The 14,962-nt window shown below is 37.0% G+C and carries 11 protein-coding genes; 1 reads left to right on the forward strand and 10 read right to left on the reverse strand.

Going from position 1 to position 14,962, the window contains the following annotated elements; genetic code table 11:
• Position 1 precedes the first annotated feature (1 nt).
• The 5 genes from lon to KTB61_RS04085 all read right to left on the reverse strand — a co-directional run bounded on the left by lon (position 2) and on the right by KTB61_RS04085 (position 7,766).
• Entirely contained in the window at positions 2 to 2,323 is a 2,322-nt protein-coding gene (gene lon, locus KTB61_RS04065) for an endopeptidase La (protein WP_075760281.1), read from the reverse strand.
• 84 nt (positions 2,324 to 2,407) lie between these two features.
• Complete coding sequence (gene clpX, locus KTB61_RS04070; protein ID WP_075760280.1) at positions 2,408 to 3,709, reverse strand: ATP-dependent Clp protease ATP-binding subunit ClpX; 1,302 nt, start codon at positions 3,707 to 3,709, stop codon at positions 2,408 to 2,410.
• Between the two features lie 25 nt (positions 3,710 to 3,734).
• Positions 3,735 to 4,319 carry an ATP-dependent Clp endopeptidase proteolytic subunit ClpP gene (clpP, locus tag KTB61_RS04075; protein WP_075760279.1) on the reverse strand — a complete coding sequence of 195 codons (585 nt, stop codon included), beginning with the start codon at positions 4,317 to 4,319 and terminating at the stop codon, positions 3,735 to 3,737.
• 22 nt (positions 4,320 to 4,341) lie between these two features.
• Positions 4,342 to 5,622, reverse strand: a complete 1,281-nt coding sequence (tig, locus tag KTB61_RS04080; RefSeq protein WP_216696856.1) for a trigger factor — start codon at positions 5,620 to 5,622, stop codon at positions 4,342 to 4,344.
• A gap of 98 nt (positions 5,623 to 5,720) precedes the next feature.
• Positions 5,721 to 7,766, reverse strand: coding sequence for an LTA synthase family protein (locus KTB61_RS04085; RefSeq protein WP_216696857.1), 2,046 nt, complete (start codon positions 7,764 to 7,766; stop codon positions 5,721 to 5,723).
• A gap of 530 nt (positions 7,767 to 8,296) precedes the next feature.
• On the opposite strand from KTB61_RS04085, the gene glmS reads away from it, so the two are divergent.
• Positions 8,297 to 10,117 carry a glutamine--fructose-6-phosphate transaminase (isomerizing) gene (gene glmS / locus KTB61_RS04090; RefSeq protein WP_216696858.1) on the forward strand — a complete coding sequence of 607 codons (1,821 nt, stop codon included), beginning with the start codon at positions 8,297 to 8,299 and terminating at the stop codon, positions 10,115 to 10,117.
• A gap of 626 nt (positions 10,118 to 10,743) precedes the next feature.
• Here glmS and KTB61_RS04095 read toward each other — a convergent pair.
• From KTB61_RS04095 to KTB61_RS04115, 5 genes are all read right to left on the reverse strand, one after another.
• Positions 10,744 to 11,832 carry a glycerol dehydrogenase gene (locus KTB61_RS04095; RefSeq protein WP_075760275.1) on the reverse strand — a complete coding sequence of 363 codons (1,089 nt, stop codon included), beginning with the start codon at positions 11,830 to 11,832 and terminating at the stop codon, positions 10,744 to 10,746.
• 119 nt (positions 11,833 to 11,951) lie between these two features.
• Positions 11,952 to 12,707 carry a 4-hydroxy-tetrahydrodipicolinate reductase gene (gene dapB / locus KTB61_RS04100; protein WP_075760274.1) on the reverse strand — a complete coding sequence of 252 codons (756 nt, stop codon included), beginning with the start codon at positions 12,705 to 12,707 and terminating at the stop codon, positions 11,952 to 11,954.
• 13 nt (positions 12,708 to 12,720) lie between these two features.
• Positions 12,721 to 13,605, reverse strand: coding sequence for a 4-hydroxy-tetrahydrodipicolinate synthase (gene dapA, locus KTB61_RS04105; RefSeq protein ID WP_075760273.1), 885 nt, complete (start codon positions 13,603 to 13,605; stop codon positions 12,721 to 12,723).
• A gap of 60 nt (positions 13,606 to 13,665) precedes the next feature.
• The gene (locus tag KTB61_RS04110; RefSeq protein ID WP_075760272.1) at positions 13,666 to 14,154 is read right to left on the reverse strand and encodes a cob(I)yrinic acid a,c-diamide adenosyltransferase; all 489 of its coding nucleotides are present in this window, start codon (positions 14,152 to 14,154) and stop codon (positions 13,666 to 13,668) included.
• Positions 14,155 to 14,225: 71 nt separating this feature from the next.
• On the reverse strand, positions 14,226 to 14,861 hold the full coding sequence (locus tag KTB61_RS04115) for a single-stranded DNA-binding protein (protein ID WP_075760271.1): 636 nt from the start codon (positions 14,859 to 14,861) through the stop codon (positions 14,226 to 14,228).
• Positions 14,862 to 14,962 lie beyond the last annotated feature (101 nt).

Genomic DNA, 14,962 nt, shown 5'->3' on the forward strand with positions numbered 1-14,962 from the left:
ATTATTCGTTTATCTCTTTCTCCACAAATGCCTGCTTTATTACCTGATTCATATTGCGAACATAGATAATTTCCAGACCTTCTGTAATTTCTTCATGAAACTCTCTAACATCTTTTTCATTTGATCTTGGTACCAGAACCTTTTCTATACCAAGTCTTTTAGCTGCCAACAGCTTCTCTTTTAGTCCTCCAATAGGAAGTACATCTCCACGAATCGTAACTTCTCCTGTCATAGCCAGATTTCCATAAACCTTCATACCTGTTATCGCTGATAAGACAGCTGTAGTCATGGTAATACCTGCTGACGGTCCATCTTTCGGTACTGCTCCCTCAGGTATATGGATATGTATATCATGTTTTTCAAAATAATCTGCTTTGATTTTATATTTTCTGCTCTGGCTGCGAATATAACTGATTGCAGCCTGAGAAGATTCTTTCATTACATCTCCCAGAGAACCTGTCACCTGAATTCTTCCTTTTCCCGGCATTACATTAACTTCAATTTTTAATGTTTCACCACCAACTGATGTCCATGCCAAGCCATGAACAACTCCGATTTGATTTTTTAAAGAATCCTTTTCCCACTGATAAGGTGGGTTACCTAAATAGTCTTTTACTGCTTTTTTAGTAATTGTTACTTTTCTATGCTTTTTCAGATAAATATCCTTTGCAACTTTTCTAGAAATCTGTCCGATTCTTCGTTCCAGATTTCGGACACCTGCTTCCCTTGTATATGATGTTATCAGCAGCCGAATCGCATCTTCTTTCCATTGAATTTCTTTTTCAGTCAATCCATTGGCTTCCATCTGTTTTTTCACCAGATATTGCTGTGCAATATGAAATTTTTCATTTTCGGAATAACTTGATACATCAATTACTTCCATTCGATCCAGTAGCGGTCTTGGAATTGTCGATAAATCGTTGGCTGTAGCAATAAAAAGAACATCACTCAAATTTAATGGCACTTCCAGATAATGATCCTGAAAATGTTCATTCTGTTCTGGATCCAATACTTCCAAAAGAGCAGATGCTGTATCTCCCCGCTGATCTTTTCCTGTTTTATCAACTTCATCCAGTAATATCAGCGGATTTCGAACCTTCACTTTTTTCAATGCCTCTACAATTCTTCCTGGCATAGCCCCCACATAGGTTTTTCGATGACCACGAATCTCAGATTCATCTCTAACTCCCCCAAGAGAAAGTCGTACATATTTTTTCTCAGTTGCTCTTGCAATAGATTTTGCAATGGAAGTTTTTCCTGTTCCCGGAGGACCTGCAAGACATAAAATAGCCGCATCCTTCTTCCCGCTCATAGCACGCGCTGCAAGATATTCCAGCACTCTCTCTTTGACTTTCTCCAATCCATAATGATCTTCATCTAAAATCGAAGCTGCTTTTTCCAGATCCTCTGAATCTTTAGAAAGAGTCTCCCATGGAATTTCCAGCATAGTTTCAATATAGGTGCGAAGTACCGCATTTTCTGGACTGTTTCCTCCTATGGCCTGAAATCTTCCAATTTCCTTTTTTATTTTTTCTTTAACTTCTTTTGAAGCGTTTAACTGTTTTAACTGATTTAGAAATTCATGAGCTTCATCTTCAATATTTGTCTCTCCTAATTCTTCCCGGATAACTTTCATCTGCTCACGAAGCATATATTCTTTCTGGTTTTTATCAACATTACTTTTAACCTTCTGCTGAATACTATTTCGAAGCTTAATCAGTTCCTGTTCTTCTTCCAAAAGAATCAGCATTGTCTCACTTCGTTGCTTAAGATCCATTTCTTCCAAAATCTTCTGTTTATCTTCTATAGCAAATGGAAGATGAGTGGCTATCTGATCCAGAAGGAGTTCCAAATCTGGTTGCATCTCTATATACCCGGCTATATTCTGGTCAAGCTTACTCCAGGAATTACTGTATTTTTGAAAAGCTTCTTTCACGGCACGAGTTAGGGCTTCTTTCTCATACGGTTCAAATTTCTGCTGTTCCACATGATTATATGCAACTTCTACCCTGAATAAAGGTTCCTCTTCACAAACCTCTGTCATCTCGGCACGAAACAGTCCTTCCGCAAATACTCTAACTACATTTTGCGGCATCTTAACCACCTGTCGGATTTTAGCTAAAGTGCCTACACTATATAAATCAACGATCCCGGGATCTTCGATTGTAGGATCTACCTGATTATCTAAAAAAATCATTTGATCATTTTGCATTGCCTCTTCGATTGCTCTAATCGACTTACTTCTGGATACATCAAAATGAATCACTGTATTAGGGAAAATGTATTTCCCGCGTAAGGTAAGCATCGGTAAAATTTTCTTCATTTGATTCTCCTTTTTAAAAGAAAAACTGCTCCGATACAAGACTATCTTGTTCAAAAGCAGTTTTTTCTTCAGGCTCTTGCCTGTTTATGCAATCTCATGATTGCTTTTCTTCGTTCGTTTTTTTGGTGCAGCAGATTTTACTTTCTTTTCAGAACGCTCAACCACGGGATCTGCCCCATTTTCTACTACTTCTTTGGTAATAATGCATTTTGACACATCTGTTTCAGATGGAATCTGATACATTAAATCCATAATTTCCTTTTCTACAATTGCACGAAGTCCTCGTGCTCCTGTCTTTCTCTGTAATGCCTTTTCCGCAATTGCTTCCAACGCATCATTCTCAAATTCCAGTTCAACACCATCCATCTCAAACAGCTTCTGATATTGTTTCACCAATGCACTCCTTGGTTCTTTTAAAATACGAACCAGTGCTTCTTTATCCAATGGATTTAATGAAACATTCACTGGAACTCTTCCGATAAACTCAGGAATCAATCCAAATTTTACAAAATCTTCCGGAAGGACCTGTCTAAGCAATTCTCCCAGATCGTCCTGTCTTTTACTGACTACATCGGCGCCAAATCCAATGGATTTCTCTCCAATACGAGACTCAATGATCTTTTCCAGTCCATCAAAGGCTCCACCACAAATAAACAGAATATTTGTAGTATCAATCTGTATAAATTCCTGATGTGGATGTTTCCGTCCTCCCTGAGGCGGAACAGATGCAACAGTACCTTCAATAATTTTTAAAAGAGCCTGCTGAACACCTTCTCCAGATACATCTCTTGTAATAGATGTATTTTCAGACTTTCTTGTAATCTTATCAATTTCATCAATGTAAATGATACCATACTGTGCGCGCTCGATATCATAATCAGCTGCCTGGATAATCTTTAAAAGAATGTTCTCAACATCTTCTCCAACATATCCTGCTTCTGTCAGCGCAGTTGCATCTGCAATGGCAAACGGTACATTCAGCATCTTGGCAAGAGTCTGTGCAAGAAGTGTTTTTCCTGAACCGGTTGGCCCAAGCATTAAAATATTACTTTTTTGCAGATCAACATCTGAATCACCGCCCATAAGAATTCTCTTATAATGATTGTATACGGCAACAGAGAGAACTTTCTTTGCCTCTTCCTGCCCAATAACATACTCATCAAGAAAAGCTTTGATTTCCTTTGGCTTATTTAAATGTATTTCTGTATCTTCTGAATATTGCTCATACAGCTCTTCTTCTATAATTTCAGAGCAAATATCAATACATTCATCACAAATATAGACTCCTTTTGCCTTTGGCCCTGCAATTAGCTTTCGAACCTGATCCTGAGTCTTATTACAGAAAGAACATCTTAATATTTTTTTATCGTCATTATAATTTGCCACCAGGTTACCTCAATCTTTCTATTTATTATTGTCTGTTCTCAACAACCTTATCAATCAAACCATACTCTAACGCTTCCTGTGCATAAAGCCAGTTATCACGTTCTGTATCTTTGGCGATGGTTTCATATGACTGTCCTGTATTCTGACTTAAAATAGTATTCAATCGTTTCTTGGTTCTTAAAATATGTTCTGCAGCAATTTCAATTTCAGTTGCCTGTCCCTGTGCTCCTCCAGAAGGCTGATGAATCATAATCTCAGCATTCGGCAGAGCCAGTCTTTTTCCTTTAGCCCCTCCTGCCAGAAGAAAAGCACCCATGCTGGCAGCCATACCCATACACATGGTAGACACATCACATTTTACATACTGCATTGTATCGTAAATTGCCATTCCTGCAGTTACAGATCCCCCTGGACTGTTAATATACAAATTAATATCTTTATCCGGATCTTCAGATTCCAGGAATAATAATTGTGAAACTACTAAACTTGCAGTTGTATCGTTTACTTCTTCTCCTAAAAAGATAATTCTTTCTTTCAGCAGACGGGAATAAATATCATAAGATCTTTCTCCTCTGCTTGTCTGTTCAATGACATAAGGTACTAAACTCATACTGCATCCTCCTAATTTTTGCCTATTTTGATTCTGCTACAAGGAAGTCAACAGCTTTCTGAACTGCAATATCAGCCATCATCTGATCTTTCTGTGGTCCCTGAATCATTTTTTCCAACTGTTCAGCTTCCATCTGATACATAGCTGCCATCTTATCCAGTTCTTCTTTGAAGTCATCTTCACTTGCTTCAATATTTTCTGCTTTTACAATTGCTTCTAATACCAGGCGTGTTTCAATTCTCTTCACTGCCTGTGGTTTCATATCATCTGCAAATTTCTGTGCATCCATTCCTGTAAACTGGAAGTACTGTTCCAGATTCAGTCCCTGATAGCTTAATCTCTGAGCAAATTCTTCAGTCATCTGCTGAACCTGTTCTTCAATCATTGCTTCCGGGATATCCATAGATGCATTTTCAACAGCAGTATCTACGATTTTGTTTTCTCTTTCTGTTTTAGCCTGTGCTTTCTTTTCTTCACGGATCTTTTCTTTAATATCTGCTTTATAGTCTTCTAATGTTTCAAATTCAGATACTTCAGATGCAAATTCATCATCTAATTCCGGAAGTTCTTTTTCTTTGATTGCTTTAATTTTTACTTCAAATACAGCTTCTTTACCTGCTAAATCAGGTGCATGATATTCTTCAGGGAAAGTTACATTAATAGCTGTTTCTTCGTTTAATTCTTTTCCAATCAGCTGATCTTCAAATCCTGGAATAAATGCTCCTGAACCGATAACCAAAGTCTGATCCTCAGCTGTTCCACCTTCAAATTTCACACCATCAACAGATCCTGAATAATCAATTGTCAGAATATCTCCATCTTTTACAGCTCTGTCTTCGATTGTGATTTCTCTTGCGTTCTGTTCCTGAACTTTCTTTAATTCTTCATCGATTTCATCTTTTTTAACAGTAACTCTTGTTTTTGCTACTTCGATACCTTTGTATTCACCTAAAGTTACTTCTGGTTTTACTGCCAGTTCAGCTGTAAAAATAAATGGTTTTCCTTTTTCTAACTGAACTACATCAATTTCAGGTCTTGAAACAATATCCAGATCACAATCTTTCATTTCTTCTGCATATGCATCTGGAATCAGAATATTTGCTGCATCTTCATAGAAGATTTCAACTCCATATTCTTTTTCAATTAATTTTTGTGGTACTTTTCCTTTACGGAAACCAGGGATATTAAACTGATTTTTCTTTTTGTTAAAGGCTTTTGTAATTGCTGCATCTAATTTTGCTGCATCTACTTCGATTGTAACCTTTACCATATTATGCTCTAAGTTCTCCACTTGCAAACTCATCTCTATAAATCCTCCTAAAAATTATTATCATATTGTATTTTCACAAACATTCAATTATTATAGCATAAGCCTTACAGACTGTACAACTACTTCTTTGCTTAATTTTCGTTTTTTTCTTTGTAAATATAGGCATTGGATGTTCTTAACACTCTTGGTGCCTTACTGATAATACTGACTGTAAAAGTATCTCCATCCTTTAAATCCTTCTTTGATACTTCTAAAAGGTGTTCATTATGATATGTCGTATTAATCTGCATATCACCAACTGATACTTCACAGTAGTTTGTAAAATTATCACCTACAATAAATACACTGTCCTCTGTCTCATAAGCTTTGGTAACTACCAGATCCTTAATTCCAAATGTAATATCCGTAGCTTTAAATGGATTTTCCTGATTCCAGATATAGCGTTTTCCATATAACATATCATATTGAAGTTCTTTCATATCTTTCTGATAGTTTTTCGTACCTTTTCTTGTCTGATGAAAACTATTCATGATTCCATTATGAATATTACATTTATCAAGAATCTCTGAGCCCAGATCATATGCCTCAATAACACCATCTTCTTTTTTCAGATTCATATTATCCCAGATAAAGTAACTTGTCTCATATTTATTTCCATAAGTAAGATCATTATCCTCAATTTCCAGACTAGGAAGATGATCACCATACATCACAAGAATTGTTTCTTCATTTCTTTTTTCCAGAGATTTTACCAAACGTCCTACAAACTGATCCATCTGATAAACCTGATTTGCATAATAAGTATATTTGTTCCTTAAGGCTTCATCTTCTATACCGTTAACTGTGATTTCCGGATTTTCAATAATTTCTGTTGTTGGATAATCTCCATGACCCTGTACAGAAATACAGTAAATATAATCCTGATTTTCTGTAGAATCCAGACTGTCATTAATACAGCTGGTAAGAATCAGATCTTTTGCCCATCCGTTTTCTGTCCATTTCTTAATATTCATACTTTCCTTTGTAGTAAAAGTATCAAATCCCAGTTGTGAAAAGACCAAATCTCTGTCATAGAAAGCTGCACTGTTATTATGAATAGCATGTGCTGTGTATCCATAAGATTTCAATACAGTTGCCATACTTTCTGTAGTAGTATCCTGAAGAACAGTCTTGTACGGATATTCTGCTGCTCCAAAATGATCCAGGTTCATTCCTGTGATGGTTTCAAACTCAGAGTTAGCAGTTCCTGCTCCATAAGATGGCATAGACAACTGTCCGGAAGAATAACCTTTCATGTATTTATGGAAGTTCTCCAATGGATCTTTATTAAAAGAAATCCCTTTTACCTGTGTAATATCAAAATGTGATTCCAGCTGAACAAAAATGATATTAGGTGTTTTTACCTTCTCATTGTTCTTCTTTTCAGCTGCTTCTTTTTTAGCAATTTCATCATTAGTCCGCTTCTCGATACTTTCGATCTTTTTCTCTGAATAATCAGACGGTTTCTCAATTCCATTCTTCAATGCTGTAATGGAAAAGCAATAAGGAGTACCGTAATCACTAAAAGCTATTCTGATATTATGAATCTGATCCACCAGCATTCCTGATTTGAATCCATAGATTGTTGTTCCTGCAAATACCACAACTATAAAAAGCATCTTCACAATTCCGGTTTTTCGGTTCAGATTCTTCTCCATAGGAAGATACATATAGGAAACAACCAGAAGAACAAGAAGAATCAAAATCAGTGTTCCCATGGATGCAATCTCCATAGGACTAAAATAATTAGTCATAACCGGCAGCACTGATTTCATCAGCGTAATATCAACATAAGTAAATGGTGTATTTCTTGAGCTCAGCATCATGAAATTAACAATTCCAACAATACTCCAAAGCAAAGTTACTATTATATAAGTAAAAAGTCTTCTCTTTACGATAAACACAATCGAATATGTTAAAAAGATAATCAGAACACTATATATGAACATTTTACTTCGTTGATCGACAAATCCTACTGCACTTAAATCAAAAGTCTGGCGTCCGAGAACTTCCAAAAGGAAAGCCATTACCACTGATAAAATAATATTACAAAAGAAAGGATGATTTCGAAGCTTTTCGACAATGATCATACCTATCTTTTTCCCTTTTTGCTGTATATTATTAAAAAAAGCCTTCATACTTTTCTCCTTATGATACAAAATTTTCTTTCTTCTATTTCATTACAATCATCGTAATATTATACCATTCCTGCAGAAAAGTATCTAGTTTTAACTTCTTAAAAAAATATTAAATATTATTTTTTTCTAAACATTTTTCTTATTATTTGACTTCCTAAAACATACATGATACCATTCTACCGTTGGAGGTTTTGGGTTTTGAACATCCGGCAAAATCTATAGAAAGGAGTTTATTAGTGTACGAAGCGCCATGCACCTTCCTGATACGGAAACAGCAGATTAATTCTCTGCAATCGGAAGGTTAACGAGGTGGAAAGTGATCGAAAAATTCGGCGGATGCTTTCCCGTAGCCCCGGTCTATGTGATATACTGCACAAAGCCATGAGTAATCATGAAACAAAAGCAGTATAATCCGGGCAAAACCGCATATGAATAAAAAACAAGTTAACACTGGAAATATTATGAAGAAAAAAAAAATAGTTTGCTCTTCATTATTTCGCTATGTCAATTTTAATAAGGAGATTTTTATTATGTGTGGAATTATTGGATTTACTGGTAAACTGCAGGCAGCAGAAATTCTGGTAGGAGGTCTTGAACAGTTAGAATATCGAGGCTATGACAGTGCCGGAATTGCAGTAAACGAACAGGAAATTACAAAAATCATTAAAACAACTGGTAAAGTTTCACAGCTTCGTGAAAAAGTTGAAAATGCAGAAGATATCAGTGGAACATGTGGAATTGGTCATACACGCTGGGCAACTCATGGTGGAGTTACCACAAAAAATGCTCATCCTCATGTGTCAGGGAATATTACTTTAATTCATAACGGAATTATTGAAAACTATAAAGAACTGGCTGCATCTTTAAAAACAAAAGGATATACAGCAGTTTCAGAAACAGATACAGAAGTTGCAGCAATGTTAATCGATTCTCTGTATAACGGAGATCCTTTTGCTACTTTAAAAGAAGCTGATAAAATTCTGGATGGAGCTTACGGCTTCTGCGTTATGTTTAAAGATCATCCAGGAGAAATCTACTGTATGCGTAATGCAAGCCCTCTGGTAGCAACTTCTACAGAAGATGGTGCATTTATCGCATCTGATATGGTAGCTCTGTTAAAATATTCCAAAGATTATTTTGTTGTTCCAGAGGAACATATCGTGGTATTAACAAAAGACGGAATCAAATTATACACTATGGAACAGGAAGAAATCGAACCAAAAATGCTCCATGTAGACTGGGATACAACTGCTGCTCAGAAGGGCGGTTATGACTTCTTTATGCAGAAAGAAATTTATGATCAGCCGGAAGCACTTCACAATACTGTTATGCCTCGTCTGCACAATGGTCATGCAGATTTTACTGCAGATGGCATTTCCGATGATATTTTCAAAGGAATTAACCGTATTATTGTAACAGCCTGCGGAACTGCAATGCACTCTGGTCTGATTGGAAGAACATTGATTGAATCTATGCTTCGTATTCCTGTAACTGTAGAATTATCTTCCGAATTCCGTTACATGAATCCAATCTTAGATGAACATACTTTAGTTATCGTTGTAACCCAATCCGGAGAAACTGCTGACTCTCTTGCAGCACTTCGTCTGGCAAATGAACGTGGAGCAAAAACAATTTCTATCGTAAATGTAAAAGGATCAAGCATTGCCCGTGAAAGTGATTATGTACTTTATACACATGCAGGCCCTGAAATTGCCGTTGCAAGTACAAAGGCATTCTCTGTACAATGTGCAGGTATGTATCTGATTGCTCTGAAACTGGCTGAAATCAACAATATGATGACAGAAGAAGAAATGCAGGAATACTGTAAACATTTTGAAGAAGCCATTAATACCGTTGAGGAAGTCCTGAAAATGGATGATTATATTAAGTCCATTGCAGAAAAAATCAAAGATACTTTCTCTGCATTCTATCTTGGAAGAGGCTTAGACTATGGTATTGCAAGTGAAGGTTCATTAAAATTAAAAGAAATCTCATATGTAAACTCCGAAGCATACAACGCCGGAGAATTAAAACATGGAACCATTTCTCTTGTAACAGAAGGCGTACCAATCATCGCCATCGCAACACAGGATCATGTTTTATCTAAACTGATGGCAAACGTTGAAGAAACAAAAGCCCGCGGAGCACATGTAATTATGGTAACAGATAAAGACATGACCAAGTATGAAGGATTATATGATGACCTGATTCAGGTACCAGAAGTAGACGATAAATTCGGAACCTTCGGCGTAACCGTAGCATTACAGTTACTGGCATACCATGTAACTGTATTCAGAGGATACGACGTAGACCAGCCAAGAAACCTGGCAAAATCTGTAACAGTAGAGTAACTCCAAAAGAACCCACTAGGAACGGCTTCCGCGCTTCGCTTGTGCAGATTGTTCCTGCGTGGGTTCTTTTTCCGCATAATCATAGTATTACCCTAGAATACTCTGCATTGAACACTTAATGAATTCGAACCTTCGGCGATGAATGGATTTAGTGAGAAAGCCGTTCCCGAGACTCAGCGGATCCGAGCCATCTGCGAGAGATAAGCGCTAGTCGAGTGGAACTTCCTTGTAAATTTTGAACCCATTAGGAACAATAGTTCCTATATGGGTTCTTTTTTTGAAAACGGCTTCCGCGCTTCGCTTGTGCAGATTGTTTCTGCGTGGGTTCTTTTTCCGCATAATCATAGTATTACCCTAGAATACTCTGCATTGAACACTTGGCATTGAACAGTTAATGAATTCGAGCCTTCGGCGATGAATGGATTTAGTGAGAAAGCCGTTCCCGAGACTCAGCGGATCCGAGCCATCTGCGAGAGATAAGCGCTAGTCGAGTGGAACTTCCTTGTAAATTCTAAGGGGCGTTGCATCTTGCAACACCCCCCCCTTTGTCTACAGTCTGACAATAACGTTATTTTTTGTTTGAATCTTCATTATCATTTGTATTATTGTTTTTAGAAAATCTCTTTTTATTCAGTATAATATCTTCCCAATGCATCTGCTCCCATGATTGCCGCATATACATCATCCGGTGTTACTTCAAATGGCATATTTCCCATAGTATCATCTTCTGCGCAGGAAAGTTCTGCCACTTCCATAATTTGCTCTGGTTTTACTTCTGTAATTCCAAGTTCTTTTAAGGTAATCGGAAGGCCGGTTTCTGTACAGAAATCAATGACTTCCATAATTTCATCTTCCCCTGCATCTTCCAGCACCAGCTGTACCAGAGTGCCAAATGCAACTTTTTCTCCATGATAGAGTTTATGAGTTTCCGGTATTGCCGTCAATCCATTATGAATTGCATGTGCACCAGCCAAACCTCCACTTTCGAATCCAATTCCAGATAAATATGTATTTGCTTCAATAATATTCTCTACCGCTTTTGTACAAATTCCTTCTTTTACTGCTGTCATTGCCTGAATACCGCTATCTATCAATGTATTGTAGCACAATTCTGCCAGATTCATTGCAGCCAGAGTACATTTTCCGCCAACACAGTTGGAAGCATCGGATCGTTTACATGCTCTTGCTTCAAAATAAGTTGCTAGTGCATCTCCCATACCGGAAATCAATAGCCTTGCAGGGGCTTTGCTGACAATACCTGTATCAACCAAAACCATATTTGGACTGGATGGCAGGAATAAATATTTCTCAAATACCCCTTCATCTGAATAAATAACAGATAAAGCACTACATGGAGCATCCGTAGAAGCAATAGTTGGAACGATAATCACCGGTTTGTGCATATAATAAGCTACTGCTTTAGCAGTATCATGGATTTTTCCTCCACCAATACCAACAATGATATCACTTCCCACACCTTTTACTACTTCAATCAGACGATTGATTTCTGTCATACAGCATTCTCCATTGAACACATCATATGTGATCTCTGTATCGCCTTTTCCTTCATTGATAGAAGGTTCTACTCTTTTTCTTCCTGAAGCACTAGTCAATACAAACAGACTTTCTCCAAAATTCTTTGCATATTCACAAAGATTCTTTAATTCTCCTTTTCCCTGAATATAACGAGTTGGACTACCGATAATCTGTGCCATAATACACCTCCATCATAAATGTTCTAACCTTTGTTATAATTATAACATTCATTATAACAAAAAGAAACCGGATGAAACAAAACATCCGGTTTCTCTTAATAACTTATGTCATCTTCATTTTATCCGATAACATCGCTCATGTCATACATACCAGCCGGTTTCCCTGCCAGATAAAGTGCCGCGCTTACTGCACCTTTTCCAAAAATAGCTCTGGAATAAGCTGTATGCTTTAATTCAATCACTTCATCCTGTCCTGCAAAGATGATTTCATGTTCACCTACAATGGTTCCTCCACGTACTGCAGAAATACCGATTTCTTTCTTTGGTCGCTGCTCTCTTCTCTGGCTGCGATCATAGACGAATTCATATTCATTGTCCAACGGTTCATTTACTGCTTCTGCAAGAGCTAACGCTGTACCTGATGGAGCATCCAGCTTTCTACGATGATGTTTTTCAACAATATCAATATCAAATCCTGCATCTGCAAGGAGTTTTGTCATGGATTTTAATAACTTAACCAATGTGTTAATTCCCAGTGACATATTGGCAGAACGTAAAATAGCAACTTTAGTACTTGCTTCTTTTACTTTTTCCAGCTGTTCATCACTTAATCCTGTTGTACAAAGAACCAATGGAATCTGCTTTTCCACTGCATAATCAACAAGAGCATCCACTGCTGGTGCTGCTGAAAAATCAATGATAGCATCAATATCAACATTACAATCTGCAAGATTGGTAAATACCGGATAGTCATTATGTCCATCATCCTGACAATCCACTCCTGCTGCCATTACAGCATCATCTGTTTCTTCAATAATCTTACTAATTACCTGTCCCATGACTCCATTGCAGCCATGCATCATAATTTTTGTCATCTTCTGTTTCTCCTTAAAGAATACCTGTTTCTTTCATTGCCTTTATTAAAAGTTCTGCATTTGCTTCTTCCATTTCTGTCAATGGACGTCTTAAAATATCACGACAATATCCCATCTCAGCCACTGCACGTTTTACAGGAATCGGATTTACTTCACAGAATAATTTATGAATAACTTCAAGATATTTTAACTGAATATCTTTACTTCCTTCAACATCCCCTTCCAGGAACTTCATGACCATATCATGAGTTTCTCTTGGTGCCACATTGGAAAGTACAGAAATAACACCTTTTCCTCCTAGAGATAATACCGGAAGAACCTGGTCATCATTTCCGGAATAAATATCCAAATCTCCCTGGCTTTCATATGCAACAGTAGCAACCTGTGACAGGTCTCCGCTGGCTTCTTTGATAGCAACAATATTTTCAGCTGTCCTTGCAATCTTTACAGCTGTCTTAGGCTGAATATTAGTTCCTGTTCTTCCCGGAACATTGTACATAATGATCGGAACATCAACTGCACCGGCAATTGTTGTATAGTACTCTTCCAGACCACCCTGTGTTGCTTTGTTATAATATGGAGTTACAACCAACAGTGCATCAGCACCAACCCCCTGTGCTCTCTTTCCAAGAGATAATGCTTCTTCGGTACAATTTGCACCGGCACCTGCAATAACAGGAACACGTTTATTTACATGAGAAACGCAAGCTCCGATTACTTCAATCTGTTCATCGTGGCTCATGGTAGAAGCTTCTCCTGTAGTACCACAGATAATGATACTATCTGTTCCATTATCAATCTGAAAATCGATAAACTTTTCAAGCTGATCGTAATCAACTGATAAATCTTCTTTAAAAGGTGTAATTAATGCAACACCAGCACCTGTAAATATTGACATATTCTTTTCCTCCTATCATCTTATGTAGAAATATATCTAACGACATACATTATTTATTTTTTAAGATTCTTTTACTGTATTAATACAATAGGCTGCATCAACATAATCTATGAGTTCTTCTGGCAAACTTCTTCCTGTCATAATAACCTCAAGCTCCTCATCCCTGTTTTCCAGAAGCTCAATGAGATTTTCCGGCTTAATAAGCTCCAGATCCAAAAGCCCAAGTACCTCATCAAGTACAAGAACATCACACTGCCTTGTATCAATAACCTTCTGAGCATACTTCAGCCCATTAAAAATATAATGGTCCTGATCTTTCTTCTCCTCTTCACTAAGATTCATGTACTGTTTTTCATACTTTTCAAATCTGAAAAGCTGAACTTCCGGTTCTAATCTTCTGATAAAGCTGATTTCCTCTGTATCTTTTCCTTTAAGGAACTGCACGATAATAACCTGCTTATCCTGACCTGCCGCTTTTACACAATGACCTATAGCACAGGATGTTTTTCCCTTTCCTGAACCATAGTATGCTTCCACTCGTCCTTTCATCTTTTCACCTCAAAGAATCTTCCTTTTGTAATATTGATTTATTATATCATTTTTACTACAATAAATCCAATTTATTCTACATCCTTTTCATGAATTTCCAATTTATTTACAGAAACTTCATATGCAATACGTTTTATTGTTTCATTTTCGCTTATTCGTTTCTGATATTCTCGACTTTGAATTCTGCCAATTAGTTGAATTCTAGAACCAATTTCCAGGTTCCCTGCAAATCTTGCATTTCTGCCCCAGCAGATACATGGTATGTAATCTGATTTACCATAAGACCGGTTTACGGCAAGAAGTATATCACAGATTTCCCTTCCTAAAGGTGTCATCCGATATACTGGCTGTTTACAGATAAATCCATCCAGCGTAATCTGATTTGGTTTTACATTTTCCATCGAATCCAGAAATTCAATATCGCGAACAAACACAGATAAAATCAGATGATTTCTATTTTCCTCATGTTTGTTATAGGATCTAAATTGTCCACATGCTTTCACCAGCATCCCTCGATAATCTTTTGTAACATCGATTAAACGTTCAGAAATTAATAATGGTATCTCGTCAGTTGCTTCACTTAATCTGTTTACTAAAAGTCTGACGGTATAAAATCCTTCTCCAAAAATCTCGTGGCTGTATTCAAAAGATGAATGAATTCTTCCTGCCACCTCCACTTGATTATGATTGGTTCCCTGTTCTGTCATCCTTTTTCTCCCTTCTTGTGTCAATTTGTATACTTTAAAGAGTATTCCAAATGAATCACAAATAGAAGAAAAATCCATCGACAAAGTTTTCCCACGTTTTT

It is taken from the genome of Anaerostipes faecalis, assembly GCF_018982945.1.
Taxonomy (GTDB): Bacteria; Bacillota; Clostridia; order Lachnospirales; family Lachnospiraceae; genus Anaerostipes; species Anaerostipes faecalis.

Coding starts and splice junctions, on each gene's coding strand:
- lon (WP_075760281.1), bottom strand. CDS start 2,323: ATGAAGAAAATTTTACCGATGCTTACCTTACGCGGGAAATACATTTTC.
- clpP (WP_075760279.1), bottom strand. CDS start 4,319: ATGAGTTTAGTACCTTATGTCATTGAACAGACAAGCAGAGGAGAAAGA.
- tig (WP_216696856.1), bottom strand. CDS start 5,622: ATGAGTTTGCAAGTGGAGAACTTAGAGCATAATATGGTAAAGGTTACA.
- KTB61_RS04085 (WP_216696857.1), bottom strand. CDS start 7,766: ATGAAGGCTTTTTTTAATAATATACAGCAAAAAGGGAAAAAGATAGGT.
- glmS (WP_216696858.1), top strand. CDS start 8,297: ATGTGTGGAATTATTGGATTTACTGGTAAACTGCAGGCAGCAGAAATT.
- KTB61_RS04095 (WP_075760275.1), bottom strand. CDS start 11,832: ATGGCACAGATTATCGGTAGTCCAACTCGTTATATTCAGGGAAAAGGA.
- dapB (WP_075760274.1), bottom strand. CDS start 12,707: ATGACAAAAATTATGATGCATGGCTGCAATGGAGTCATGGGACAGGTA.
- dapA (WP_075760273.1), bottom strand. CDS start 13,605: ATGTCAATATTTACAGGTGCTGGTGTTGCATTAATTACACCTTTTAAA.
- KTB61_RS04110 (WP_075760272.1), bottom strand. CDS start 14,154: ATGAAAGGACGAGTGGAAGCATACTATGGTTCAGGAAAGGGAAAAACA.
- KTB61_RS04115 (WP_075760271.1), bottom strand. CDS start 14,861: ATGACAGAACAGGGAACCAATCATAATCAAGTGGAGGTGGCAGGAAGA.